Annotated in this window: 22 protein-coding genes; 9 read left to right on the forward strand and 13 right to left on the reverse strand. The window is 54.8% G+C overall.

The genetic code is table 11. The annotated features are described in order from the left end of the window. Nucleotides 1–96 precede the first annotated feature (96 nt). Genes pyrF through HOJ08_04320 form a run of 6 tightly spaced genes read left to right on the forward strand, consistent with a single transcriptional unit; the run spans nucleotide 97 to nucleotide 5836 of the window. Nucleotides 97–867 carry an orotidine-5'-phosphate decarboxylase gene (pyrF, locus tag HOJ08_04295; GenBank protein ID MBT5672657.1) on the forward strand — a complete coding sequence of 257 codons (771 nt, stop codon included), beginning with the start codon at nucleotides 97–99 and terminating at the stop codon, nucleotides 865–867. Beyond that, a complete protein-coding gene (locus tag HOJ08_04300) occupies nucleotides 864–1511 on the forward strand; it encodes a phosphoribosylanthranilate isomerase (protein MBT5672658.1) in 648 nt (215 codons plus the stop codon). The genes pyrF and HOJ08_04300 overlap by 4 nt, the downstream gene beginning before the upstream one ends. Nucleotides 1512–1538: 27 nt before the next feature. Next, entirely contained in the window at nucleotides 1539–2762 is a 1224-nt protein-coding gene (gene trpB, locus HOJ08_04305) for a tryptophan synthase subunit beta (GenBank protein ID MBT5672659.1), read from the forward strand. A gap of 8 nt (nucleotides 2763–2770) precedes the next feature. Beyond that, nucleotides 2771–3607 (forward strand): tryptophan synthase subunit alpha, encoded by an 837-nt coding sequence (locus tag HOJ08_04310; GenBank protein MBT5672660.1) that lies wholly within the window; start codon nucleotides 2771–2773, stop codon nucleotides 3605–3607. Nucleotides 3608–3621: 14 nt separating this feature from the next. Next, nucleotides 3622–4554 carry an acetyl-CoA carboxylase carboxyltransferase subunit beta gene (locus tag HOJ08_04315; protein MBT5672661.1) on the forward strand — a complete coding sequence of 311 codons (933 nt, stop codon included), beginning with the start codon at nucleotides 3622–3624 and terminating at the stop codon, nucleotides 4552–4554. Next, the gene (locus tag HOJ08_04320) at nucleotides 4535–5836 is read left to right on the forward strand and encodes a bifunctional folylpolyglutamate synthase/dihydrofolate synthase (GenBank protein MBT5672662.1); all 1302 of its coding nucleotides are present in this window, start codon (nucleotides 4535–4537) and stop codon (nucleotides 5834–5836) included. The genes HOJ08_04315 and HOJ08_04320 overlap by 20 nt, the downstream gene beginning before the upstream one ends. A 62-nt stretch (nucleotides 5837–5898) precedes the next feature. Here HOJ08_04320 and trxA read toward each other — a convergent pair whose 3' ends face one another. The 6 genes from trxA to tsaE form a co-directional block, all read right to left on the reverse strand. Further along, on the reverse strand, nucleotides 5899–6219 hold the full coding sequence (gene trxA, locus HOJ08_04325) for a thioredoxin TrxA (protein ID MBT5672663.1): 321 nt from the start codon (nucleotides 6217–6219) through the stop codon (nucleotides 5899–5901). 93 nt (nucleotides 6220–6312) lie between these two features. Then, nucleotides 6313–9831, reverse strand: coding sequence for a double-strand break repair helicase AddA (gene addA, locus HOJ08_04330; GenBank protein MBT5672664.1), 3519 nt, complete (start codon nucleotides 9829–9831; stop codon nucleotides 6313–6315). 3 nt (nucleotides 9832–9834) lie between these two features. After that, the gene (gene addB / locus HOJ08_04335) at nucleotides 9835–12855 is read right to left on the reverse strand and encodes a double-strand break repair protein AddB (GenBank protein ID MBT5672665.1); all 3021 of its coding nucleotides are present in this window, start codon (nucleotides 12853–12855) and stop codon (nucleotides 9835–9837) included. Further along, nucleotides 12852–13577, reverse strand: a complete 726-nt coding sequence (locus HOJ08_04340; protein MBT5672666.1) for a nucleotidyltransferase family protein — start codon at nucleotides 13575–13577, stop codon at nucleotides 12852–12854. Before HOJ08_04340 ends, addB begins: the two co-directional genes overlap by 4 nt. After that, complete coding sequence (locus HOJ08_04345; protein ID MBT5672667.1) at nucleotides 13574–14614, reverse strand: phosphotransferase; 1041 nt, start codon at nucleotides 14612–14614, stop codon at nucleotides 13574–13576. Before HOJ08_04345 ends, HOJ08_04340 begins: the two co-directional genes overlap by 4 nt. Then, on the reverse strand, nucleotides 14611–15093 hold the full coding sequence (tsaE, locus tag HOJ08_04350; protein ID MBT5672668.1) for a tRNA (adenosine(37)-N6)-threonylcarbamoyltransferase complex ATPase subunit type 1 TsaE: 483 nt from the start codon (nucleotides 15091–15093) through the stop codon (nucleotides 14611–14613). Before tsaE ends, HOJ08_04345 begins: the two co-directional genes overlap by 4 nt. Before the next feature lie 158 nt (nucleotides 15094–15251). Between tsaE and HOJ08_04355 the strand changes: the two genes are divergently transcribed. Continuing rightward, on the forward strand, nucleotides 15252–16271 hold the full coding sequence (locus tag HOJ08_04355) for an NAD(P)/FAD-dependent oxidoreductase (protein MBT5672669.1): 1020 nt from the start codon (nucleotides 15252–15254) through the stop codon (nucleotides 16269–16271). A gap of 8 nt (nucleotides 16272–16279) precedes the next feature. On the opposite strand, the gene HOJ08_04360 is transcribed toward HOJ08_04355, so the two are convergent. The 7 genes from HOJ08_04360 to HOJ08_04390 all read right to left on the reverse strand — a co-directional run bounded on the left by HOJ08_04360 (nucleotide 16280) and on the right by HOJ08_04390 (nucleotide 24112). Beyond that, nucleotides 16280–18097, reverse strand: coding sequence for a PAS domain-containing protein (locus HOJ08_04360; protein MBT5672670.1), 1818 nt, complete (start codon nucleotides 18095–18097; stop codon nucleotides 16280–16282). A gap of 771 nt (nucleotides 18098–18868) precedes the next feature. After that, nucleotides 18869–20131 carry an adenosylhomocysteinase gene (locus tag HOJ08_04365; GenBank protein ID MBT5672671.1) on the reverse strand — a complete coding sequence of 421 codons (1263 nt, stop codon included), beginning with the start codon at nucleotides 20129–20131 and terminating at the stop codon, nucleotides 18869–18871. A gap of 223 nt (nucleotides 20132–20354) precedes the next feature. Continuing rightward, nucleotides 20355–20729, reverse strand: a complete 375-nt coding sequence (locus tag HOJ08_04370; protein MBT5672672.1) for an HPr family phosphocarrier protein — start codon at nucleotides 20727–20729, stop codon at nucleotides 20355–20357. Next, nucleotides 20695–21129 (reverse strand): PTS sugar transporter subunit IIA, encoded by a 435-nt coding sequence (locus tag HOJ08_04375; GenBank protein MBT5672673.1) that lies wholly within the window; start codon nucleotides 21127–21129, stop codon nucleotides 20695–20697. Before HOJ08_04375 ends, HOJ08_04370 begins: the two co-directional genes overlap by 35 nt. Beyond that, nucleotides 21116–21685, reverse strand: coding sequence for a serine/threonine protein kinase (locus HOJ08_04380; protein MBT5672674.1), 570 nt, complete (start codon nucleotides 21683–21685; stop codon nucleotides 21116–21118). The genes HOJ08_04375 and HOJ08_04380 overlap by 14 nt, the downstream gene beginning before the upstream one ends. Nucleotides 21686–21688: 3 nt before the next feature. Next, on the reverse strand, nucleotides 21689–23371 hold the full coding sequence (locus tag HOJ08_04385; protein MBT5672675.1) for a HAMP domain-containing protein: 1683 nt from the start codon (nucleotides 23369–23371) through the stop codon (nucleotides 21689–21691). A 39-nt stretch (nucleotides 23372–23410) separates the two neighbouring features. Then, entirely contained in the window at nucleotides 23411–24112 is a 702-nt protein-coding gene (locus HOJ08_04390) for a response regulator transcription factor (GenBank protein MBT5672676.1), read from the reverse strand. A 260-nt stretch (nucleotides 24113–24372) separates the two neighbouring features. Between HOJ08_04390 and HOJ08_04395 the strand changes: the two genes are divergently transcribed. Next, nucleotides 24373–25083 (forward strand): urease accessory protein, encoded by a 711-nt coding sequence (locus tag HOJ08_04395; GenBank protein ID MBT5672677.1) that lies wholly within the window; start codon nucleotides 24373–24375, stop codon nucleotides 25081–25083. A 255-nt stretch (nucleotides 25084–25338) separates the two neighbouring features. After that, entirely contained in the window at nucleotides 25339–26946 is a 1608-nt protein-coding gene (locus HOJ08_04400; GenBank protein ID MBT5672678.1) for a phosphoenolpyruvate carboxykinase, read from the forward strand. The last annotated feature ends 1 nt before the right edge of the window (nucleotide 26947 follow it).

Consider the following 26947-nt stretch of genomic DNA (forward strand, 5'->3'; position numbering starts at 1 on the left):
CCACCAATATTCTAAATGTCGGGTTTTGGTTGTCTTAACCCCGTATAAGGCTATAAATCGGCCCCAATTTTACTGATTTGATTCCAGGCTTGAGCCATGACCCAAAACCCATCCCATACCGTGCGCCCCGGTTCCATCAGGGACCGTATCTTCTGTGCCATTGATACCCCGGATATCGATCGCGCGCGCGCGATGGCAAAATCGCTCTCTGGTGCCATCGGGGGCATCAAACTGGGGCTGGAATTTTTCACAGCCAACGGCCCCGATGGCGTGCGCCGGGTGATGGATGAAGCGCCAGATGCCGCGCTGTTTCTGGACCTGAAATTTCATGACATTCCCAACACCGTGGCCGCTGCCATGCGATCCGCCGCAGTGCTTGGGCCAGCGATTATCAATGTCCATGGCTTTGGTGGCCGGGCCATGCTGGAAGCCGCATACAAGGGTGCCGAAGAAGGTGCTGCCGATGCCGGCCACCCACGACCAAAGGTGATTGCCGTCACCGTCCTGACATCGCTGGACCAAACCGACCTTGAAGCCATGAACATTGCAGGCACGGTCGAAGATCAGGTGGAGGCTCTGGCACGAACCATTGCTGCGTGCGGATTGGACGGCGTGGTGTGTTCGGCACTGGAAATTGCCAGTTTACGTGCAGCCCTTGGGCCTGATTTTATTCTGGTCACCCCGGGCATCCGCCCAAAAGGCGCAGATATAGGGGATCAAAAACGCATCATGACACCGACAGACGCCATCAAAGCCGGTTCTGATTATCTGGTGATTGGCCGCCCCATTACCGCGGCCCCAGATCCCGCCGCAGCCGCCCAAAAAATTGTCGAAGACATTGAAAATGGAGATCACGCCCAATCATGACCATTGCTGTCAAAATTTGCGGAGTTAATTCGAAGGTCGCCATGACGGCGGCAATTTATGGGGGTGCTGCCCTGGTTGGGTTAATGTTTTACCCGCCATCACCCCGGTTTCTTTCCCTGGAACTAGCCGCCGAACTTTCTGCCATGGTCCCGAAAGGCACATGGCGGGTTGGCGTCTTTGTCGATGCCGATGATGACACCATTGCCAAAACCCTGAAAGCAGCCCCCTTTGATATGTTGCAATTTCATGGTGATGAAAGCCCTGAACGGGTAGCCGAGGCAAAAGCGCGGTTTGGCCTTCCTGTCATCAAGGCCATTAAAATTGCCACTTCTGACGACATTGCATCGGCAAAAGCATTCGATGCGGTTGCTGATTATCTTTTGTTCGATGCCTTGGCCCCCGCAGAAGACAAAGATGCCTTACCCGGCGGCAATGCCCTGAAATTTGACTGGCGCCTTTTAAAAGGGACCACCTGGAACCATCCATGGATGTTGTCGGGGGGTCTGGATGCCAATAATCTGGCCCAGGCCATTGAAACCGCCGGGGCGCTGGCCGTTGATGTATCATCTGGTGTCGAAACCGGGCCCGGACAGAAAGATCCCGTATTGATCCAGTCTTTTCTGGAAGCCGCATCACAATTGTAATGGGCATCAAACACCCAATACCCTAAAATGAGCCCGATTATGAACACCACAAATATCTATGGTTCCGGCCCCGATGAAGCGGGCCATTTTGATAGTTTTGGCGGCCGGTTTGTCGCTGAAACCCTGATGCCGCTTATCCTTGATCTGGAAAAGGCATGGATTGAGTCAAAAAATGATCCTGCCTTCGCTGTGGAACTCGATGATTTCCTCAACAATTATGCCGGCCGGCCATCGCCGCTTTATTTTGCCGAACGCCTGACCAAGCATTTGGGCGGGGCAAAGATTTATTTTAAGCGCGATGAGCTTAACCACACCGGGTCTCATAAGATCAACAATTGTTTGGGCCAAATTCTTTTGGCCCGGCGCATGGGCAAAACCCGCATCATTGCCGAAACTGGTGCCGGTCAGCATGGCGTGGCCACGGCCACGGTCTGTGCCCGGTTTGGCCTGAGCTGCACCATTTATATGGGCGAAACCGATATCAAACGCCAACAACCTAATGTCTTTCGCATGAAACTGTTGGGTGCCGAAGTGATCCCGGTGACGTCGGGTTCCCAAACCCTTAAAGATGCCATGAACGAAGCGCTGCGCGATTGGGTCGCCAATGTCGAAAACACCTATTACCTGATCGGTACCGCCGCCGGGCCGCACCCCTATCCGGCCATGGTCCGGGATTTCCAATCCATCATCGGGCGCGAAACCCGCATCCAGATGCAAGCCGCCGAAGGCCGCCTGCCCGATTCTCTGGTCGCGTGCATCGGTGGCGGATCAAACGCCATCGGCCTGTTCCACACGTTTCTGGACACCCCCGAAATTGACATGTTTGCCGTTGAAGCCGCAGGCAATGGCATTGAAACCGGCAAGCATGCCGCCTCTATCAGTGCCGGATCGCCGGGGGTTCTCCATGGCAACCGCACTTATCTTTTGCAAGATGATGATGGCCAGATCACAGAGGCACACTCTATTTCTGCAGGGCTCGATTACCCCGGCATTGGCCCGGAACACGCATGGCTGCACGATCAGGGGCGGGTCAATTATGTGTCCGCCACCGATAAGGAAGCCCTGGCTGCGTTCAAACTATGCTCGCAGTTGGAAGGCATTATTCCGGCCCTTGAGCCCGCCCATGCACTCGCCCACGTCATCCGCATGGCGCCATCGCTTCCATCTGATCATCTTTTGGTCATGAACCTGTGTGGGCGCGGCGACAAGGATGTGTTTACCGTCTCTGACCTTCTTGAGGAATCACTGTGAGCGCACCAATGAAGGACCGGATTGGTCAGCGGTTTAAAGCCTTGGCCGAAGAAGGCCGCGCGGGCCTTGTGACCTTCATCACGGCAGGGGATCCAGATATGGAAACCTCAAACGCACTCTTGTCTGGGCTATCTGAGGCTGGGGCCGACCTGATCGAGCTGGGCATGCCCTTTTCTGATCCCATGGCCGATGGCCCCGAGATTCAAGCCGCCAGTTTGCGCGCGCTAAAGGCTGGCCACAACATGATCAAGACCCTTGAAATGGTTCGCACGTTTCGCAAATCCGATGATGAAACGCCGATCATTCTTATGGGCTATTACAACCCTATCTATATTTACGGCAATGATCGCTTTTTAACCGATGCATTGGCTGCTGGCGTGGATGGGCTGATCATTGTTGATCTGCCACCAGAAGAAGACGAAGAACTTTGCCTGCCATCCCTTAAAGCCAACATGCACTTCATCCGGCTGGCAACCCCCACCACCGATGAAAAGCGTATGACCCAGGTTTTGAAAAACACGTCAGGGTTCATCTATTATGTCTCTATCACCGGCATTACCGGCACCCGGATGGCCAATGCGGACGATGCGTGCGCGCGCGTTGAACAGCTGCGCACCGCCACCGATCTTCCCATTGCCATTGGTTTCGGCATCAAAACACCAGAACAAGCGGCCGCCATGGCCCGCATCGCTGATGCGACCGTGGTTGGCAGCGCCGTGGTAACCTGCATACGTGAAGGGCTTGACGATGAAGGGTCTGCAAAGCCAGAATTGATTGATAATACCCATGCTTTTGTATCAAAATTGGCGGACGGTGTTCGCAATGCCCGTGATAAACAGAAATAATCCGGATCATTAATATGAATTGGCTTACAAATTTCGTCCGACCCAAAATCCGCGCGCTGGTTCGCAAGGAAAACGTGCCTGATAATCTCTGGCACAAATGTCCTTCTTGCGAACAAATGATCTTTCATCGCGAGCTGGCTTCCAGTCTTCATGTTTGTTCCCATTGCGGCCACCATATGCGGGTGACGGCGAAAGAACGCCTCGATATGGTGTTCGATCCCGACAGCTATCAAATCATCGAGCTTCAGAAAACCATTGATGACCCCCTGAAATTCAAGGACCAAAAACGGTATTCTGATCGGTTGAAAGAAAGCCGCAACAAGACCCAAGGCGACGATTCTATCTATGTTGCCCACGGCAAAATCGGCGGCATGGGCGCGGTGGTTGCCGCATTCGATTTCCCATTTATGGGCGGCTCCATGGGGGTTGCCGTTGGCGAAGGTTTGATCGCCGCTGCCAGACTTGCCGTGCTGCAAGAAGCACCGCTGATTGTGTTTCCGGCATCCGGTGGGGCGCGTATGCAAGAAGGCATTTTATCGCTGATGCAAATGCCCAGAACCACCGTGGCCGTAGAAGAAGTTCGCGAGGCGGGCCTGCCCTATATTGTTGTCCTGACAGACCCCACTACTGGCGGGGTTTCCGCAAGCTTTGCCATGTTAGGTGACATTTCCATTGCAGAACCCGGGGCCATCATTGGCTTTGCCGGATCGCGCGTGATCGAAAGCACCATCCGCGAAACCCTGCCCGAAGGATTCCAGCGCGCAGAATATCTTTTGGAACATGGCATGATCGATATGGTGGTTCACCGCCAGGACATGCATGACACCCTGGCCAGAATCATCGATCTTTTATGCAACCGCACACCTGCGGGTGATGTGGTGACCATGCCCGGCGCACCCGGAGGCAGGGATCGGCGTTCAAGCGGGAATGCTGTTCCTGGAAAATAGCGCCCTCCTCAAGCGGCTGAGAAAGCTGCATCCCCTAACCATCGACCTGTCGCTCGGTCGGATTGAACGACTGCTTGGTGCCCTGGGCAATCCCCAAAATTCAATGCCCCCTGTGATCCACGTTGCGGGAACCAACGGCAAGGGATCAACCCTTGCCTTCATGAATGCCATGGCCCGCGCAGCGGGGCTGAAAGCCCATCTCTATACCTCACCCCATCTTGTTCGGTTCAATGAACGCATCCGCCCAAAGGGGCGCATCATCGGCGACGCGCGCTTAAGTGCGTTGTTGCGCGATTGTGAAGATGCCAATGATGGCGGACCCATTACTTTTTTTGAAATCACCACGGCCATGGCATTTCTTGCCTTTGCTCAAACCAAAGCCGACATCACCCTTTTGGAAACCGGTCTGGGCGGACGGCTGGATGCAACCAATGTCATCGCCCGACCAGCAGCGTGTGTGATCACCCCCATCTCCATCGACCATCAACAATTTTTAGGACGCACCCTTGGCGAAATTGCCGGGGAAAAAGCAGGTATTTTAAGGCCATCGGTGCCCGCCATTATCGCCCTCCAGCACCCGATTGCCGCACAGGTTCTGGCCCAGCATGCCAAAAAACTGGGCACGCCGCTGATCCGACAAGGCATTGATTTCAAAGCAAGTTTGAAAAATTCGGCCATGGTTTATCAAGATAATCAGGGCGACCGCATCTTTCCAACCCCTGCCCTTTCTGGTGCCCACCAGATTGCCAATGCAGCCAATGCCATTGCCGCCCTTGATACCCTTCACGATCAGCGCATCACCGATAAAACAATTCAGCGTGGCCTTGAAACCGCGCACTGGCCCGGACGGATGCAACGGCTTAAGCCCGGCAAATTGGCCAAGCCCTTATTGGACGCAGGGTTTGAGGTGTGGCTGGATGGTGGGCACAATCCCGCCGCAGGCCGGGTAATGGCCAAAAATCTTTCCCATTGGAATGATCGACCGCTTTATCTGATCCTTGGCATGCTCCACAGCAAGGACACTCAGGGCTTTCTAAAACCGCTGGCATCGCGTGTGGGCACGCTCTGGGCAATCCCCATACCGGGCAGCCCCCATGCCAGTCACGATACAGTCCAAATGGTAAAAAACGCGCGGGGGCTCAACATTGCCGCCCATGAAGCTCGGAGCCTGGAAGCGGCCATCGCCAAAATAAAATTGAGAAAGCCCGGTCGCGTGATGATCACGGGGTCCCTTCATCTGGCAGGGGCCGTGTTGGCCGCCAATGGGGAAGCGCCTAAATAAGGCCATAAAAAAAACGGCCCGCCAATTTGGGGGCCGTTTTAAAAAGCTTAAGACCTGTTCCCCTAGATAACGGAGTTGATCCATTCGGCAAGGGCGCTTTTGGGCACCGTGCCAACCTTGGTGCTGGCCACTTGGCCATCTTTGAACAGGATCAACGTGGGAATGCCGCGCACGCCATATTTCGACGGTGTCTGCGGATTGTCATCAATGTTCACCTTGGCAATGGTGACCTTGCCCGCCATTTCCTGGGCCAATTCTTCCAAAATCGGCGCAATCTGCTTGCAGGGGCCACACCATTCTGCCCAAAAATCCACCAAAACCGGACCCTCAGCATTCAATACATCGGCTTCAAAACTGGCATCCGTTACTTGCGCAAAATCCATGTTATCCCTCTGGTCATCCCTCAAAATATTGACCCATGATGGGCCATCAATGCGCAGAGTCTAGGGACGGAGACAAGATGCGTCAAGGATGCGTCACGCTTTGCGTTGAATCCCCGCAAGCGCTTGTTCAAGGCCGTCTTTGGCAAGCTCGATCAGAACGGGGGCCGCGGTATAAACAAGCGCGCAGCGGATTGTATGGCTGGGAAAAATTTGTGTCAGGGCTGCACGATACAGGGCCATTTGGCGCAGATAAGCCGGGGCAACCTTGTCTGGATGATCGGGAATCGGACGCCCGGTTTTATAATCCACAATCAAAACCGCATCGTCCAAAACCACCAGACGGTCGATTTGGCCAGAGATCACAACATCACCTCCAGCACCTGTAACCGTCCCCGCCACGGGAACTTCGGCCAAAGAACCGGGGGCGAAGATCAACCCGAATGCAGGATCATTCAGCACGGCCAGCGTTTCAGCGGCAATTTCTTTTTGTGTGGCATCATCCAATCCAAACAGTGGCCGGGACAAATAGCGCAATGCCACCGCTTCGCGCAATCGGGGATCAATTTCAGGAAGATTTTGCAGCAATCCATGGACCAGGCGCCCACGCAAAAAACGATCCCCACCATTGCCGGCAGGACTGAAGGTTGGCGGATCATCGCCCAGAGATGATGGCGAAAGCGCCGCAGCCACCGGCGTTTCCGCCCCAGGATTGTTTTTGGCCCAGTCTTCAATTTTTGTATGAACCGCCACCAAATCAATGGGTTCGGATTCTTTGGCTTCGGCGATTTGGGGGGTTTGATAGCGCAGGCCATCGCCCTCAATCCCATCAAGGGGGTCTTTGATGGTTTCCACGCCTTCGGGGATTGCCTTCATGGCCTGCTTGACCAGATCATACCAGCACCCTTCCGGGGCCTTTCTCATGTTCTCCCAGCCACAAACAATTAATCTGTCTTCGGCCCGGGTCATGGCCACATAAAGCAGACGGTTCTGTTCGCGGTTTTGTTCATCGATTGCCCCATCGCGCAACTGCGCCAAAACCGGGCCATAATCACCGGTGCTGGGTGCCCAAAGCGGCACCATCTGTGCGCCCTTATCGCCCAAACTTGTCCAAAGCGGTGCCTTTGGTGCGTTGGGTTTGCTCATGGTATCGGGCAGGAACACGATGGGGGCCTGCAGGCCCTTGGCACCATGGATGGTCATGATGCGCACTTCATTGCGCACACCCTGTTCCAGATTGCGTTTAATCTCTGATTGTCCGGCTTCAACCCAGGCCAGAAATCCCTGAAGCGACGGCGGGGCCACCCGTTCATAAGAAAGGGCCAGTTCCAGAAATTCATTGACCGGGTCTTCGGCTTCACGGCCCAACCGTGCCAAAAGCCGGGCGCGGCCATCGTTTTCATTCAGGATGGATGCAAACAATTCAAACGGGCGCACCTGATCCGTGCGCGCCAAAAGCCCCGCTAAATAATCCCGCGCCTGCGCCCAGATGCCACCATCATCGGCGCGGTCTCTCAAGGCCTGCCACAATGAACCCGGGCGGCCATAAGCAAGGTCAAACAGGGTGTCCTGGGTAAACCCGATGAATGGCCCGGTAAGCACACAGGCAAGGGTCAGGTCATCTTCTGGCAACAACAGAAACTGGCCCAACGCCATCAAATCCATCACTGCCAGCTGTTCGGTCAAGACCATGCGATCAGCCCCGGCAACGGGAATATCAAGGCGTTTCAGGGCACGCACCATGTCACTGACAAAGGATGTTCTGCGGCGCACCAAAATCATGATGTCCCCGGCACGCACCGCACGATTTTTCGATTCCAGCATTTCGCCATCGGTGATCCAGCCCTTGATGGTGGCCGCAATGGTGTTGGCAAGCCGGGTTGGCGCTGATGCCACGGTTTCTGGCTCTAACGCCGGTGCCCATGGGTCTTGGGGGCTGGGGGTGTCCGCCCCGATGGTCGGCCAAACCTCCACCCGGCCGCCATGGCCGGCCCGGGCAGACCGATGGGTGATGCCTGTCTCTTTCGGGGCCACGCCATCATGGGCAGGACCGGAAAACACCGCATCGACCACATCCAGAACCGCCGTGGTGGATCGAAACGAAACATCAAGAGGTACATTGCGCCACGGCGCCCCGGCCGCGTTTACCCTGGATGAAAAATAGTTGCGCATTTCTTCAAAGGCACGGGGGTCTGCGCGTTGAAAACTGTAAATCGACTGCTTTGCGTCGCCTACGGCAAAGACGGTTCGGGCAACATCCCGCGCCCCGGTACCTGCAAAGAATTCATCGGCCAATGCCTGAATAACTGCCCATTGATCGGGGCTGGTATCCTGGGCCTCATCCACCAAAATATGATCCAGCCCGCCGTCTAGCTTGAACAAAACCCAGGCAACGCCCGATTCAAGAAGGGCGCGGGTTTTCAGGATCAAATCATCGTAATCAAGACGCGCACGCATTTGTTTGTGATGGGTGTAGGCATCAATCAATGCCGCCCCCAGCGTCAATGCCGCACGGGAACCGGCAAAGGTTCGCGCTGTCCGGCGCCGGGTCCGCATGGCAATCAGGCGTTCCGCTTCTACGCCAAAGGCCTGCAACAAGGCATCGGGATCATCGGCATTGTCGCGAACAGCCTTTGTAAAGGGCCGGCCATGGGGGCCGCCTTTGGAATTGATAAACCCCTTTATATAATCGTCCATCATGGCCGGGCGATCCGCAACATCGGCACCCAAAAACAAGGCCATCCGGGCGGATCGGTCCTTGTCGGTCTTGCCGCCATCAGTCATTTGGGCAGTCAGGGCTCGAAGCACCGGGCCATCAAACGCATCATCAGTACACGCGGCTGCAACAACCACGTCTTCTGTTTCTGAGCTATCAATCTTCAACACATCGGAAAGCTGTGACACGGCCCCGGAAAGCCCACCTGCTGTTTCGATCAACCGGGCAATGCGCCCCCGGTCATAGGCCAATGTCTGCATCAATTCCTGAAAACTGCCGGCATCCACCCGCCCGGCAATGGCGGCCAAGGCGTCGCTTAAGGCGCAATCTTCAGGCTGGGCTTTTTCGGCCTGTTCTGTTGCACGGGCCAACACTTCTTCGCGGGCCAATCCCAAAATTTCATGGGCGGTAATATCATCCATCACCTGAAAATGGGGCTGCAGGCCTGCCTCTACTGGAAACCGGCGCAGCAGGGATTCACAAAACGCATGAATGGTCTGAATTTTAATCCGCCCGGGACAATCCAGCACCGCGCCAAACAAGGACCGGGCAAGGGTCATGGTTTTATCAAACCCGTCATCGTGCGGTCCAAGGCCGGTGATCTTTTCAATCTCAGCCATCAGCCAGCCATCATCAGCAACTGCCCATGCGCCAAGACTTTCATAAACGCGGTTGGCCATTTCTGCCGCGGCGGCCTTGGTGAAGGTCAGACATAAAATTTTATGGGGCTTTGTCCCCGCCAACAAAAGCGCCAACACACGATCGGTTAAAACCTTGGTTTTGCCAGACCCCGCCGATGCCCCCACCCACACCGATGCTGCGGGGGCGGCCGCCAAGGCCTGAGCCGCACTAGCATCATTGATGGCGGTCATAATTTCTGGGCTGGTGATATCGGTCATGGCTTATTCACTGTCGCCACCACCTGTCGACCATTCCAGCACCCGGGCAAGATGTTCGTAATCGTCAAAGCGCGGTTCATGGCCCGGAATGGGGCGCGCCAGATATGGCCAATCAGCATCATCAAACAAATCAATCAGCCTTTTCAGCCCGTCCAGCGCATCCATCGGGGCATCATCCAGATTACCTGCAAAAGGTGTTTTCTTACCAGCAGGGGTGCCCCCCGATAATTGCCAATAGGCCAGTTCCGAAACCGGCGCGCCTTCTAATCCTTCAAACTGGCCGCCCTGTGCCATCGCCGCCAGCAATGGCAATTGTGGCGCAAACCCAGTCTTTTGATCCCGGGCAGAAGGCGGCTTTCCGGTTTTATAATCAACGATTCCCAATGTGCCACTGGCGATTTCCCGATCGATGCGGTCCGCCATACCCGTCAATTTGAAAGGTCCATTGGATGTTTCAAATTCTAACGTTCCCCAGCTTTCGGTGCCCAATGGGGAAAGCATGGCGCGACGGATGATTTCGTGTTCAGCAAACCACACGGCCACCCGTTCAAACCGGGGCCACCACAGGGCATAAAATCCCGGTGTGGCCCGCAGCGGTGCAAAAACGTCATGGCCAATTTCTTTTAAAACATCCACCGCACCCTCAAGGCCGCCCGGCGGCATTTCTTTGGGCCAGGTTTCGACAAAGGTTTGGAGGGCAAGATGGATAAAGGACCCCCGTTCCGCCGCCCCCGCATCGGCATCAATCCCATCAAGGGGTTTTAGTTCCAAAACATGGCGTGCATAAATGGCATAGGGGTTCACCTGAAGGGTTTCAATCTGGGTCACAGACAAACGCCGGGGGCGCGCCGATACTGGCGGCTTTGGGGCCGGGCGGGATTGTTCCGCCGTGCCAATCCCCAAAGCGGCATCAAACGCTGCCACCCGGGCCAGCCAAAGGGCCCCCTTTGATTTCAACGCCGCCGTTCCATCTCGGCCAAGGGTATTGGCAAGACGGAGCAGCCACCGTGATGCCACCTGAGGCGTTCCCTCAACCCGCTCTGCCCGGGTCAGCACGACCTCAGGTGCGGCAAAAGCCTGGGTGAAATCATGGGCCGAAAGGCCAATGCGGCGTTCTGGCTGAGGCAGGCCAATGGTGTCGCGCATGGGGCGGCTCATCCACGGATCATTGCCAACATCCAGTGGCCAAGCCCCTTCGTTCAGGCCCCCCAAAATCATCAGATCTGCATTTTGAAGCCGGGCTTCCAGTGGCCCCCAGATAAACAGCCGGGGATGGCGGCCATAGCGCGGGCGCACCACGCGGCCTGACAGCAAAGCCTGCAACAAACCGGTATACCGATTGCCACCAAGGGGCGGGAAACCAGCGGATGCTTCGCGCACGTCCACAACAAAGGACGCCAGCGCCTCGCCGTCATCGCCCGCCCATAACCGTTCAGCACCGGTCTGTTCATCACTGCCAGCCATTGTCTCCGCCGCCACAACATGGGCGGAAACCAACGTGCCAAGGGGCTGGGTGCCATCCTCCATAACCGTAACAAGGGGTGCCAACATTTCCGAAACACCCTCAAACCAGACCAAGAGCCGTTCCAGTTTTGGGCGGGCAGTCGCTTTGGCTTGCTCGATTGCGGCCTTGATTTGTGCCGTTATGCCACCAAATCCCGGGGCAGGCCGGGGACCGCGCAGCACCAGCCGTTCCAATTCACGCACCCGGGCACGAAAGACGCTGGTCTGTTCACCCCCCGATGCCAAAGGATGTTTAAGACAGGATAAAAGCGCCACGGGGGCAAAATGCGTGGCAACCATATCGGCCAACAATAAAAAGAACACGGCGGGCTTCGTTGCGCCCAGCGGCGTTCCTGCGGAATCATCGACATCAATCTCCCAGCGCCCAAGACGCGATGCCACCCTGCGGGCCAGCGCCCGGTCCGGTGTCACCAATGCCGCCGTCCCACCCGGTGTTTCCAGCGCTTTGCGCATCATCAGGGCAATCACCCCGGCCTCACTTGAGGGCTCTGGGCAATCCACCCATGTCAGGCCTTCCAGTGCATCTGGTGGATCAAGTTCAGGTGTCACAGGGACAGGGGCGAGGGCGGATGCCAACAGACGCACCCGGGAAACCGGGGCGGCACTTGTCAATCCATGGGGCCAGTCGGTTTCAAAGTCGGCAACATTGGCCCGGGACAACCCAAACCGTTTAAGCAAATGGGCCAACCCGAATTGGGGATGGCTTTCCCCCAATTGATCCCAGCCATCATCATTCATATCCCGATCAAGACCCGGCAAGACAACACAGCCCTGTTCCAACCCGGCAACCGCGTCAAGAAGATCGGCCGTGGCCGGGATAGACCCCGTTGACCCAGCGGCGATCACCCATCCTTTTGGACCATGGGCCTGCCACGCCAAAGACTGCGCCTTTAACAATCGGTTGCGATGCTCTGCGGGGCCAATGGCATCTTCTTCTGCCAGTTCGCGGGGCCAGTATTCGGTCAGAATTTCCAAAAAATTGAGGGTCTTTTGCCAATGATCTGCAAGGTTTTCTGCCATTTCCAGGCCGTTGAGGGCCGTAAAAGGGATGCCTTCGGTTTCCATCTGATCTAAAAACCGGGCCAGTTCCAACGCCAATTCCGCCGCCTGGCCCGCATCGGGGGTTTGCCCCCAACCATGGGTGCCAAATTCCATAACCAGCCGCGCCAATTTCAACTGGCGACGCATGCCACCAATAACCGGCGGCAAGCTGTCATCCATGTGCGTCAGCCCGGGAGACATCAGAATCTCATCTTCATCCAGATCCCCCAATGCCGCCATTCTGGGCAGCAACATCGGCACCACGGGTTGGGTTCTTAAAAAAGCCTCACTCAGGCTGCGCACGGCGCGGCGCGTCGGCACCAAAACAATCAAACGGGCAAGGGCCATTGGATCATCTGGGTCTTCCTTGGCAATCCGGGCCACAATGCCCCGCGCCAATGCATCCACAAAAGGAATGCCCGGATCAATGGTGTAAATGGTTTTTGCTGTGCCCGTCATGGTGCGCGTTCAGCCAATCCGGCTTCGGCCAGTTCCAGTCCCTGGGCATCGCCGATATGGAACCAACGCCCGGTGTGTTTAACGCCCGAAAGACGCCCCTGTGCGATGGCACGGTCGTACAAAACATTGAGGGAAAACGCACCATCGGGGCAGCCATCAAACAGGGCCGGATTTAATACCTGCAACCCGGTAAAGACATAGGGTGCGGTCTCCCGGTTACCGCGCCGTTCAAGATGCCCGTTGGCATCAAGATAAAAATCCCCCACACCTTGATAACCAACCGCCTGGGCACGGGGCACCACCAGCAACACTGCATCCATCGTGTTGCTTTGAAATGCATGGGCCAATTTATGCAGGGCCATGCCATCACCCCCTTCATCCCACGCGATATCGGCATTGATCGCATAAAACGGATCAGCACCGAAATGCCCAAGGGCTGAGGCAATGCCGCCACCAGTTTCCAACAGGGACGTTTCGGGGGAAAGTTCAAGCCGGGGTTTCGTGCGCCCGGAAACATGATCTTCAATCATCGCCCCAAGATAATGTGTGTTGACCACGGCCCGGCCCACATCGGCGGCAGCCAACGCATCCAGCACGCGATCAAGAATGGTCTGCCCGGCGACCACGACCAAAGGCTTTGGCCGTGTGTCCGTAATGGGGCGCAGCCGAAGCCCCAGCCCCGCCGCCAAAACCATTGCCTGATTAATGTTGGCCGTGCTCATTTAAGTTGTTCCAGAAATTTAGGCGTGGTCCGCAAATCACGGGGCACATTGACATTAAACCAGTTTGCCAGTGCGGCCATAGACGGATGCGCCAGATCACGTTCCAAAAGCCGCCAAACCCTTGGGATATGGGCAAGGTAGGCCGGTTTTTTATCCCGCATCATCAGCCGGGTAAAGATGCCAATGATCTTTGCATTGCGCCCACCAGACAACATTGCAGATGCCGCCATAAATTCTTCGCGATCAGACGGGGCACTTAAACCCATCCCATCAAAATAACGGCTGCTTGCGCGGGCAATAATTTCCGGGGAAATATCGCGTCTGGCATCATGGATCAAAGAGACAAAATCATAAGCCCCCGGCCCCGCAAGGGCATCCTGAAAATCCAGCAACCCACACGCCGAAATCCCGCTTTGTCCGCCCACGCGCATCAAATTGTCCACGTGATAATCGCGCAACACCAAGGTTTGGGGCATCCCCCGGGCCAGCCCCAAAACGTCGCGCCAAAGTTCCAGATATTCTGTGCGTTGGTCATCATTAATGGCCTGGCCCGAAATGGCTGGCAGGTACCAGTCTATAAACAGCGCAGCCTCATCCAGAAGGCGGTCATCATCATAGGGTTCAAGCCATGATGGCACGGTCTTATCCTGACCCATGCCATGAAGGGCGACCAAAACATCGACTGCCAGATCGTACAACTGGGCTTCGTCTTCGCCCCGGTTCAAAAGCTGTGTGAAAGTATCACTGCCAAAATCTTCGATGATCAAAAGACCGGCGTTTTCATCGCTGGCAATAATTTCAGGGGCGTTTAAGCCCAGCCCCCGAAGGTGGCGCGCAACCCTGACCCAGGGGCGGACATCTTCTTGGCCCGGCGGGGCATCCATCAACAATATCTGCCCATGCGCGCTGCCAGATTGAAGCCTCCCATAACGGCGATACGACGCATCAACGGGCAACCATTCAATCTTGGCCGCCCCAAAACCGGCCTCTTCTAAAAAGGCCTCAATGACGTCGATGCGCGGGCTGGTTTCGGTCACGATAAAACCTCTTTAAAGGCGGTTTCGATCGCTTCGCCGCGCAGCCCATGGCCAATAATTTGCCCATGGCGGGAAAATTCGCCCTTAATTTCCAGCCGGATTTCCAACCAGTCATGGGGCATATAATTTCCGAGCTTCGATGACCATTCAATCAACGATATGGCTTCGGAAAACGCTTCTTCAATGCCAAGTTCCAGCGCATCTTCGGGTGCGCGCAACCGGTACAGATCAAAATGCCAGACCGGTGCCCCACCGGTTTCATAGACCTGAACCAGCGTAAAGGTGGGGCTGGGCACTTCGCCCACAGGGTCAGCACCATAATGGGCGGCCATCGCGCCGATCAAATCGCGCGCAAAGGTTGTTTTTCCGGCCCCCAATGATCCTTCAAGGCCAACCACATCCCCTGCTTCCAAAAAGGGCGCAATTTGGGCCGCCAGGGCCATGGTCGCATCAAGATCGGGCAGTGAAATTTCAATCATAACGAATTTGTAACCCCCCGAACCCTCAGGAACAAGACTACAAAATGTGCAAGGGGTTTGCAGAGTGATCGGACCTCTATATCTTATGCGCAAATTATGTCGCCCAGATTATAACATGAGGAAAAACCCGAACGATGAACGGGCCTGAAAACATCCCAATGCCAGATGGGGCATTAGAAACAGATGTGATCATCATCGGTGCTGGGCCTGCGGGCCTGTTTGCCGTCTTTGAGTGCGGCATGCTGAAGATGAAATGCCATGTCGTTGATGCATTGGAAATTCAGGGTGGACAATGTGCGGCCCTGTACCCGGAAAAGCCCATCTTTGATATCCCGGCATGGCCGAAAATCACGGGACAAGACCTGATCGCCCGATTGATGGAACAAGCGGAACCATTTGAGCCGGTTTTTCATCTGGGCCAACAGGTAGAAACCCTGACCGAGATAAGCGATGGCCGCCTTTGCCTCTGCACATCAAACGGCACTACCATTTATGCCCGCGCAGTCATGATCGCCGGCGGGGCCGGTGCCTTTGGACCAAACCGCCCCCCCATAGACGGTTTGGCGGCATTTGAGGGCACCAGCATCTTCTATCTGGTTGCACGGCGTGATGCCTTCAAGGGCAAGCGCGTGGCCATTGCCGGCGGGGGCGATTCTGCCGTTGATTGGGCCTTGTCACTCAGCGATGTTGCCGAACATGTCTATGTCATTCATCGCCGCGACAAATTCCGCGCCGCCCCTGAAAGTGTCGAGCGGATGCGCGCGCTGCAATCGGGTGGAAAGGTAGAACTGGTCATCCCCTATCAGCTTTCAGGTCTTGAGGGTGAGGGCGGCCAACTTTCTGCCGTCATGGTTCGCGCCATGGATGGCAACGAGCGCAAACTGGATGCTGATATATTGCTGCCCTTTTTTGGCCTCGCCGCCGATCTTGGGCCCATTGCCCAATGGGGGCTTGATATCAATCACCACCAGATCACCGCTGACCCCGCGACCATGGAAACAACCAGGCCCGGCATTTTCGCCATTGGCGATATCGCCACCTATCCTGGAAAGCTGAAATTAATTCTGACCGGATTTTCCGAAGCTGCCCTGGCAGCCCACGCAGCCTTCAAACGGGTTCACCCCGATGAATCCCTGCATTTTGAATATTCCACCACCAAAGGGCTTCCCGAAGACTAGACCCGGCTCTACTGGTCTGGGGCGTTTTCTACATCATCATCGACAGGGATCACAAACCGGACGGTTGTGCCTTCGCCAACTTGTGACGCAATAGAGAGCTGGCCATCATGAAGTTCGATGAAGCTTTTGACCAATGCCAACCCAAGGCCCATGCCCCTGGCACGTTCATCACGATCAGAGCTGCCGCGTTCAAACCGTCCCATAACCCGCGCTTGATCTTCTTCGGCAATGCCAATGCCGGTGTCGGTCACGGCAAAGTCAAGACCGGCACTTGTGCGAAGCGCTGAAATCCGGATCAGTCCCCCTTTCGGAGTGTACTTAATGGCATTGCTGACCAAATTAAACAGGGCCTGTTTGAGGCGACGTTCATCGCCCGCCATGGTGCCAATATCTTCGGGGCATTCCAGCTCAAGGGCTATTTCACTCTTGCGGGCCTTATCCTGCACCAGCGTTGTCATCTGAGTCAGCATGGCATGGATGTTGATCTGGCTAATTTCAAGTTCCAACTGCCCTGATTCGATCAATGCCAAATCCAGAATATCATCGATCAAGGCAAGCAAGACCTGGGATGCCTCAAGAACCCCCCGGGTGTATTCACCTTGGCGTTCATTGAGCGAACCAAAATACTGGTTCGACAGAATTTCGGTGAAGCCAATAATGGTATTAAGCGGCGTGCGCAATTCATACGAAACATTGGTAACAAATTCAGATTTCAACTGATCCGCCGCCAACAATGCATCATTGCGTTCCCTGAGCGCGCGCTGAACGGTGACGGAATCGGTCACATCAATATAGCTGAACAACAATGCCCCATCGGGCAAAGGCACCACCGAGAAATCAAGGATGGACCCATCTGCCCGCTCAAAACGCCCCGTGCGCGGTGTCCGGTCATGGACCCCTGACAATAATTTTTCGCGCAACGCTTCCCAATTATCGTCATATTTAAACAAGGGTTGTGATGCATCAATGATTTCGTGAATGCGGGGTTCTCCACGCAACATACGGGAATCAAGCTTCCAGATGCGGGCGTAAGCGGGATTGAATAATTTTAACCGGCTGTCTGAGCCGAACACCACGACGCCTTCGTGAAGGTGATCCAGGGTTTCCGATTGCACTGCGATCAAGGTGTTATAAGACCGTTCCAGCGTCAGCCGATCGGTCACGTCTTCGACCGTAATCAAAAGGCCGCCCAAGGGATGGGGGTTGATAACCATCCGGAAGGTCCGCCCATCTGGCAGATAAATGACTTCCTCTTGGGATGCGATCAGGGATGTATAAAGTTCCATCCGTTGCCGCTTGAATGCCTGAAAATCAGCCTGATCGGGATATGCCCGTCTGGCCCGAAGGTCTTCCAACATTTCTCCATGGGTTGGCAAAGACCGCAACCATTCAGGGTCATATTCCCACATGCGCGCAAATGCGATGTTGTAAAACTGCAACCGGGTATCGGGACCAAAAACCACAATCCCCGTGCCCAGGCTTTCCAAAACCTCGCCATGAGATGCGATATGGCGCGCCAATTCCGAACGTGCGATGTCTTGATCCGTACAATCAATGGCAAACCCGGCCATGGACCAATAGCCACCGCCAACAAGGGGCGATTCCGTAATCTCCAGCATGCACCGTTCACCGCCCATAACAACGTAGGTGGACCGGGTTCTTCCCGCCCCCCCATCGCGCGCTTCTTCTGCCAGATCTTTCCCCCAGCCCATTGGCCCCCCGGCAATTTCCGAGCCCTCGGCAATGGCGGCTTCTGGTGTTGGTTGATCTACGGCGTGGGCATACGCATCATTGCAATAGACGATTGATAAATCGGGTCCACGCACCCAGGCAGGAATATTCAATCCATCAAACAGGTGGCGATACCCTGAAATTACCCCCGTCATTTCTTGGGTTTGATCAATCAGCCGGTTTTTTTCGACCACCACGCCGGTGACATCCCGGAACCAAATTGTGTCCCAGGTTCGGTCATCTGCCTGTGTATTTTTAGCCGAGCTTCTGAGCCCCCGGGCTTCCAACGTGCGTTTGGCATCAACGGTAACGACACGCATGGCGAATGGCGCCCCGTTGCTGCGCAGATTGACGACATAATCCCTCAATTGCCGCCTGCAACCGGAATCCAGATTTTCATAAATGTTGCCATCTGCCTTTAGGAAATCTTCGCTGACCCCGAATAAATTAGCGAGCCCCGGGCCAAAGAGCCCCGGTTCTTCTGTATCTGATTCAGAGGGCCAAGCCCAAAAGCTTCCCGAAGCACTGTTAAGGGCTGCCCCAATAAGGCTGGTATCAATTTTAGCAATTTCAAGATTTTTACGCGCAACCCGAAGGCTGCGGGCATGGCGCCATGCAAGGGCAATTGATGCCAGTAATGCGGCACCCAAAAGCACGCCGACCAACCGCAGAACCAAGGCTTCATCCCCCGTTCCCGCACCCCCTAAAAGGTCAGAGATTAATTCAGGGACGGGGCCTGATAAAGGGACAACAGCCCACATGACACTGGTTCCCCCCTATCGAGGCGCTATCAAGAACAGGATTAGCATGGCCACCAGTTTAAGGCCCATCTTGGCCGCCGACAAGGGCGGCTTCCCGGTACCGGTCTAGTACCGGTAGTGATCCGGTTTGAAAGGGCCATCTACGGGCACAGAGATGTAATCAGCCTGAGCCTGGCTCAGTTTTGTCAATCCGACACCAACATGGTCCAGATGCAACCGGGCCACTTTTTCATCCAGATGCTTGGGCAGGAAGTACACTTCATTTTTATAGGTTGCATGATTTTTCCACAGTTCAATCTGGGCAATGACCTGATTGGTGAATGAAAAGCTCATGACAAAGCTGGGATGCCCTGTTGCACAACCAAGATTAACCAACCGCCCTTCGGCCAGCAGGATCAACCGCTTGCCATCGGATTTGGTGATTTCATGAACTTGGGGCTTAATTTCGTCCCAGTTCGAATTGCGCAATGCACTGACCTCAATCTCGCTATCGAAATGGCCAATGTTACACACAATGGCGCGATCCTTCATGGCGCGGAGATGATCAATGGTGATGATGCCGACATTGCCCGTCGCGGTTACAAAAATATCGCCCCGGGGTGCGGCATTTTCCATGGTGACAACTTCAAAACCTTCCATTGCAGCCTGAAGGGCGCAAATGGGATCAATTTCGGTCACAAGGACACGTGCACCCTGGCCTGAAAGTGCGGCCGCACAGCCCTTGCCCACGTCACCATATCCCGCAACCACGGCCGTCTTGCCACCAAGCATGACGTCTGTGGCACGCTTGATGCCGTCAATCAGGCTTTCCCGACAACCATAAAGATTGTCGAATTTTGACTTGGTCACCGAATCGTTGACGTTGATGGCCGGGCACATCAATTCCGCCCTGGTTTGCATTTCAAACAGACGCAAGACTCCGGTGGTGGTTTCTTCTGAAATGCCTTTTACGTCATCCATCAATTTTGGATATTTGTCATGCATCAGTTTGGTCAGATCGCCGCCATCATCCAAAATCATGTTGGGATGCCAGCCATCGGGGCCGGTAATGGTCTGCTCAATGCACCATTCGGCTTCTTCCTCGGTTTCACCCTTCCAGGCGAACACAGGAATGCCCGCCGCAGCCATGGCCGCAGCCGCCTGATCCTGGGTTGAAAAAATGTTGCACGAACTCCACCGAACCTCGGCACCCAGATGGGTCAGGGTTTCAATCAAAACCGCCGTCTGGATGGTCATATGCAGACAACCCGCAATGCGCGCGTCCTTCAGCGGCTGTTCCTTGCCATATTCTTCACGCAAAGCCATAAGACCCGGCATTTCAGTCTCGGCAATGGATACTTCCTTGCGCCCCCATTCGGCGAGGCTCATATCCGCAACCTTGAAATCATTGCTATTTGTCTCGGTGTTCAACGGCTTTCTCCCAAAAATGTGATGGCGTTTCCAGGCCAGACCTGATCTGGCGCAGGATTGAAATTAAAACGGTGCCACGCTTTCGCGGCACCAGATACAGTCTCACATAAGCCTTAAGAAAACATAAATCAAACTTTATATTGTTATGTATTGTTGAAAATACCAGAGAACGGGCCGGTTTTTAGCTGGCTTTGGGGGCTTGGCCCTCAAGAAGATCGCCCAGAACCGCCAGCGCAGATGGGGCATCAACCCCACGGGCAGAGATGACCACTTCTGTTTCATGGCTCGCGGCCAGCATCATCAATCCCAGAATTGACAGCCCCCCCACGGTGTTCCCCTTACAAGAGACCTCTATTTGGGCGTCGAACTGACCGGCTTGTTTGACAAATTCTGCGGCTGGGCGGGCATGAAGCCCTAATTCGCTGGCAATAATAACGGTGCGGGATATTGGGCTGTTGCCATCATTGTTGCTGCCTGTTGTTTTCCCACTGGTACTTTTGGCCACCCGTGTCTCCTTAAGCCTATTCGGAATCGCGCAAGAAACTGGAGGCCACATTAATATATTTACGCCCCGCTTCCTGAATGCTGACAACTGCGGTTTCAAGAGATTCCACCGAACGGGTGCTGGCGAATTTAATCAGCATGGGCAGGTTAACCCCGGCAACCACCTCAACCCCTTTTTCGCCCAATGCTGAAAGCGCCAGATTGGATGGGGTGCCCCCGAACATATCCGTCATGACGATAACGCCTGCCCCGGCTTCGACACGGACAATCGCTTCCATGATTTCCGCACGCCGCACACCCATTTCATCATCTGGACCGATACAAATGGGTGCAATATTTTCCTGGGGACCGACAACATGCACCATGGCGTCAAGCAACGCTTCGGCCAATACCCCATGGGTAACCAGAACAAGCCCGATGCCTGGGCCCTTGGATTTTTTATCGGTTGCCATTTTTTTCCTGCCTGCCATTTTCCTGATCGCCTCTTTTCTCATCGGCGCTTTTCTGGCCACCTGAGGCGACCTTCCTATCTTGATCGGATGCCATTATTACCCCCGGTCCCACACCAACGGCAAGACACACCTTCATCGAAGATGATGCCTCAAAGGGTGCAAGGTCAATCATAGGGATGGAAATGCCCAGTAATTTGCCATAAGCAGCCTCTGGCAGGCGATCCAAATCTGTGCCCGGGTCCACAATATTAACGATCAGATCAATGGGCACTAGACCCTGTAAGGCCCCTGGATCAAGGCGCACAATGCCCAATCCCCGCACTTCCAAAAGCCCGGCAAGGGCCAAAGGTGCCGACGCCACGACGCGCCCACCCTCAACCCTGAGGGCGACCTGATCATCGGCCACCAACCGAGCACCCCGATCGATCAACTGTAAGGCAATATCTGATTTCCCGACCCCTGAGCGCCCACGCAAGATCACGCCGCGCATATCATCAGGGCCGTCAGGGCCTTCAATGCTGACACAGGTTGCATGAATGCAGTTTTGCTTATCCATGGTTCAAACCCGATTATATTCTGGCAAGCTGATCACAAACCGCGCCCCCACAACTGCACCTTCGCGTTCCACATTTTCTGCCCGTATATGTCCCCGGTGGGCATCAATGATTTGTTGCGAAATGCTGAGGCCCAGCCCCGAATGGGTGCCAAACTTTTCACCAATGGGGCGTTCTGTATAAAAGCGTTCAAAAACCGCCTGGAATTTTCCCGGCGGCATTCCCGGCCCCTGATCTTCAATGGCAATGCAGATGCGCCCATCAAGGTGATTGCCGGTGATGCGGATGGTGCCACCTGGTGGCGAAAAAGAAACCGCATTGGCAATCAGGTTGGCAAATACCTGCCCCAAACGATCGCGCATCCCCAAAACCGTAAAATCATCATCCCCCGGCAATGCCAGAATAAATTCCGGGGCACTGGCTGCACTTTCTTTTGCAGCACTTTCTCTTGTTGTGCGTTCAATATCGACCAACGTTTCCAAAATGCCGCGAATATCGACCTTGGTCATCCGTGCCCGGCCCAGTTCCGCATCCAACCGGGACGCATCGGAAATATCCGTGATCAATCGATCCAGACGTTCCACATCATCCAGAATTACCGCCATAAGCCGTTTCTGTTGTTCGGGATATTCAAACCTGGATGCGGTTTCAACGGCACTTTTAAGGCTGGTCAACGGGTTTTTGATTTCATGGGCAACATCGGCGGCGAAGCCTTCAATGGCTTCCATTCGCACCCAAAGCGCCTGGGTCATTTCCCTGAGCGCGCCCGACAGGTCGCCAATTTCATCGCCCCGATTGGTGAAATCTGGAATTGTCACGGAGCGGGCTTGATCCTGACCGTGGCGAACCCTGTCTGCGGCAGCGGCAAGTTGACGCATGGGCCTTGCAATGGTGCCTGCCAGCCACAGGCTCATCAGCACCGTGATTGCCAGAACGATCAGAAAGACCGTCAGGATTTCAATCCGCACACCCCTGATGTCTGCCGACAATCGTTCATCCCCAATGGACAAAACCAGCGCGCCCAAAACTTGTTTGTAACGCTGGACTGGCAAAGCCACCATCAAGACAAGCTGGCCATTGGCGCGCGCACGCACGGACCGTCGGGTCTCACCCGCCAGTGCCCTTTGTGCTTCGGGATAATCAGCAGCCTTGGGGGCGGGTTTTTCTGGATATGCCAAATACGTTGGCCCTGCCGATAATTGGTGCAGCACCCAATCATAGCGATCGATCGCAGTTCCCAGAAGGGAGCCAAAAAATCCGGTGGGGCTTTGGGGCGGGGGCAATTCCTTGATCTGAACCTTCCCCTTTTTGCCGCCCAGATACCGACTATCGGCAATCAAATCCCCATTGGCGGCAAACAATTGCGCCCGAAGCCCGCCCGGCACCGCAAGCCGGCGCACCATGGGCCGGGCCATGGCCGTCAGAAAATCCTGACCCATGGCAGGATTGGTGGTCACCGCCGCTTCGCCCAGCGCTGCCGCAAAAATGCCCCCATGGGTTTCAAGGGATAACAATTCAGATTGGATCAAATGTTCTTTGTAACGGTCGAGATAAAGCAGCCCCACGACAAGAATGACCAGCGCCAAAACATTGACGGCCAAAACCCGCGCGGTGATGGAACGAAACCGGGACCGCCGACCCGAATTTGCATCAATCCCTTTATCGTTTTTGGGGATTTCTCCCTTCATTGAACCCCCATTGCCCAGTTCACCGATCGATCAGACCGATCAGGCATCTCCGTAACGGTATCCAAGCCCATACAGGGTTTCGATCTGTGCAAAATCATCGTCCACCTGCTTGAACTTTCTGCGCAGCCTTTTGATGTGGCTATCGATGGTGCGGTCATCGACGTATATGTGTTCACCATAGGCTGCATCCATCAACTGGTCCCTGTTTTTGACATGGCCCGGGTGGGTTGCCAGAGATTGCAAAATTAGAAATTCGGTCACGGTCAATTGCACACCATTGTTATCCCATGTGCAAAGGTGACGATCGGGATCTAGAACCAGCTTATCGCGAACAATCACATTCTTGCCCACTTCTCCATCACCGTTGCTTGCGGTTAATGCGGTGCGCCGCAAAAGCGCGCGGATGCGTTCGATCAAAAGGCGCTGGGAAAAGGGTTTGCTGATGTAATCATCGGCCCCCATACGCAGGCCCAGAAGCTCGTCTATTTCTTCGTCTTTCGAGGTCAGAAAAATGACTGGCATTTTGGAGGTTTTCCGAATGCGATTTAACAGCTCCATCCCATCCATTCTGGGCATCTTGATATCCAGAACCGCCAGATCAACCGGTCGGGCGTTCATGCCCTCAAGGGCTTTCTCGCCATCAACATAGGTGTCCACAGAAAACCCCTCGGCCTCCAGAGACATGGAAACAGAGGTCAAAATATTCTGGTCATCATCAACAAGCGCAATCGTGTCGGCCATTGGTTATCCCCTTAATGGTTAAAGCCTTAAAGGCTGGGTTCCAGGCAACTCAGGTACCACTCTAAACAAATCTGCAAATGGGGCAATTTAAGGGCCATTCAATGACATTTTGACGTCCGGCATGAATTATATGACGTTGCAACGCAGTCGCACATCCCGTGATTGACAGCCATCACACCATAACTATGATGGCGCGGCCTGCGGGTTTCCCTGTCCGGCCTAACAACAATATAACAAAAATTCAGGTGAGGATCACCCGCATGCTTTCTGTCCTTGGGCTAGGTTTTTTGATCGGCATGAAACATGCCATTGAAGCCGATCATGTCGCTGCTGTTGCCAGTTTGGCCACGCGCGCGCGAACCGTGCGGGAAACCACCCGCTTTGGCATTGCCTGGGGGCTTGGCCACACCATCACGCTGTTCATCATTGGGTCCGTGGTCTTGGCAATGGACATGGCGGTGCCAAAAAATCTATCGCTGTTTCTGGAATTTGCCGTTGGCCTGATGCTGGTGGGGCTCGGCATTGACGTTGTGGTCCGCTTCATTCGGAAAAAAGCCCATTTTCATGCCCATGCCCATGATGGCAGCCCGCATTTTCATGCCCACCGTCACAGTCAGCAGGCATCCCACGACACCACCGCTCACCGCCATGCCCACCCAAGAAAATTACCGGTCCGCGCCCTTATCGTCGGGCTGATGCATGGATTGGCCGGCTCGGCTGCATTGGTATTGCTGGCCTTGAGCACGATTGAATCTGTTTGGATGGGTGTTCTCTATATTTTGCTGTTCGGATTTGGCAGCATCATTGGCATGGCCATCCTGTCTTGCGCCATTGCGGTGCCGCTCAGGCTTACCTCCAACCGACTGGAAGGGGCAACCCAGAGCTTGTCCATGGTCATCGGTGCCCTGACCATCATCGTCGGAGCCTCTATCATCTGGCGCACGGCCATAGGCGAAGGCCTGTTTATCTAAGCCGAAGGCCTGTTTATTTAAGCCCCTGTAACGCCGCCCACCCCGATTTCTGGTTTTATGCTTAATAAATCAGGGAAAATTGGGCAAAATTGAGACCAATCCCGCCCCTTTTCCACCGATTTGTCCACAAGCAGCACTAAAATGCGACAAAGTCGCGTATGGGGGTGGCATCGGGCGTTGGCTTTCCGTATATAAGGGGCTCTAGGGATAACCAATACATATTCGGTTACCCCCGGCACATTACGGGAGAATAAAGTGGAAGACCAAGGCCCCATAAAAAGCAGCATCGGACTAGAAAAACACGGCATTAAGAATGCCAAATCTGTGTTTTGGAATCTTGCCGAACCGGCACTTTATGAAGAATCGATCCGCCGTAGCGAAGGTTTGATTGCACCCGGCGGCTCGCTGGTTGTTGAAACCGGCGAATACACGGGCCGTTCTCCCAAGGACAAGTTTATTGTCGAAGAACCATCAAGCCGCGACGACATCTGGTGGGGCGCGGTCAACAAATCCATTTCCGAAGACAATTACAACGCCATTCGCGCCAAAATTGTTGATTATTACAAAGACCATGATCTGTTTATTCAAGATGCCTATGCGGGTGCCGATCTGGATTACCAGCTGAACATCCGTTTGGTGACGGAAACAGCGTGGCACGCCCTGTTTGCCCGCAACATGTTCATCCAGCCCAATACAGAAGCGCTGGCGAACTTTGATCCATCCTTCACCATCCTGCACGCACCGGGCCTTAACGTAGACCCGGCCACCGATGGCACCAATTCAGACATCTGTATCATTTTGAACTTTGGCGCCAAGGAAGTTCTGATCACGGGCACCTGGTATGCCGGTGAGATCAAAAAATCGGTGTTCTCCATCCTCAATTATCTGTTGCCCGCCGAAGGGGTTATGCCCATGCATTGTTCTGCCAACGTTGGCAGCGACAATGATGCGGCCATTTTCTTTGGCCTTTCGGGAACCGGCAAAACAACGCTTTCCGCTGATGGCTCGCGCACCCTGGTGGGTGATGACGAACATGGCTGGTCTGACAACGGCATCTTCAATTTCGAAGGCGGCTGCTATGCCAAGGCGATTAATCTGTCTGCCGAAGCCGAACCTGAAATTTATGCCACGACCCATCGTTTTGGCACGGTATTGGAAAATGTTGTCATTGATCCCGTGACCCGGGAACTTGATTTCTCATCCGATGCGCTGACCGAAAACACCCGCGTCTCGTATCCCATCGAATTCATTCCCAACATTTCCGAAACCCTGACATCAGGACGTCCGGAACACATTGTCATGCTGACCGCAGATGCCTTTGGTGTCCTGCCTCCCATCAGCAAGATGAGCGCTGATCAGGCCATGTATCATTTCCTGTCAGGCTATACCGCACGGGTTGCTGGCACAGAACGTGGCGTTACCGAACCCGAAGCAACGTTTTCCACCTGCTTTGGTGCGCCCTTCATGTCACGCCACCCCACAGTCTATGCCAAGCTTTTGGGTGATTTGATCGCCCGTCACAAGACCCAGTGCTGGCTGGTCAACACCGGCTGGACCGGTGGTGCGTATGGCGTTGGGACCCGCATGAAAATTGCCCATACCCGCGCCATGCTTACAGCGGCCCTTGAAGGCAAACTCGACAGCGTCGTTATGGCACCTGATCCCAATTTCGGGATGGACGTTCCCCAAAGCTGCCCCGATGTTCCAGACGAAGTGCTTAACCCACGCAACACTTGGTCAGACAAGGCAGCCTATGACAAAACCGCGCAGGCGCTTGCTGGTATGTTTGAGAAAAACTTCGTTGAATTTGAGCCCCAAGTCGATGACGGCATCAAAAAGGCGGCCATTCGTCCCGCAGCCTAGA

It is taken from the genome of Rhodospirillales bacterium, assembly GCA_018666775.1.
Taxonomy (GTDB): Bacteria; Pseudomonadota; Alphaproteobacteria; order SMXQ01; family SMXQ01; genus JABIXC01.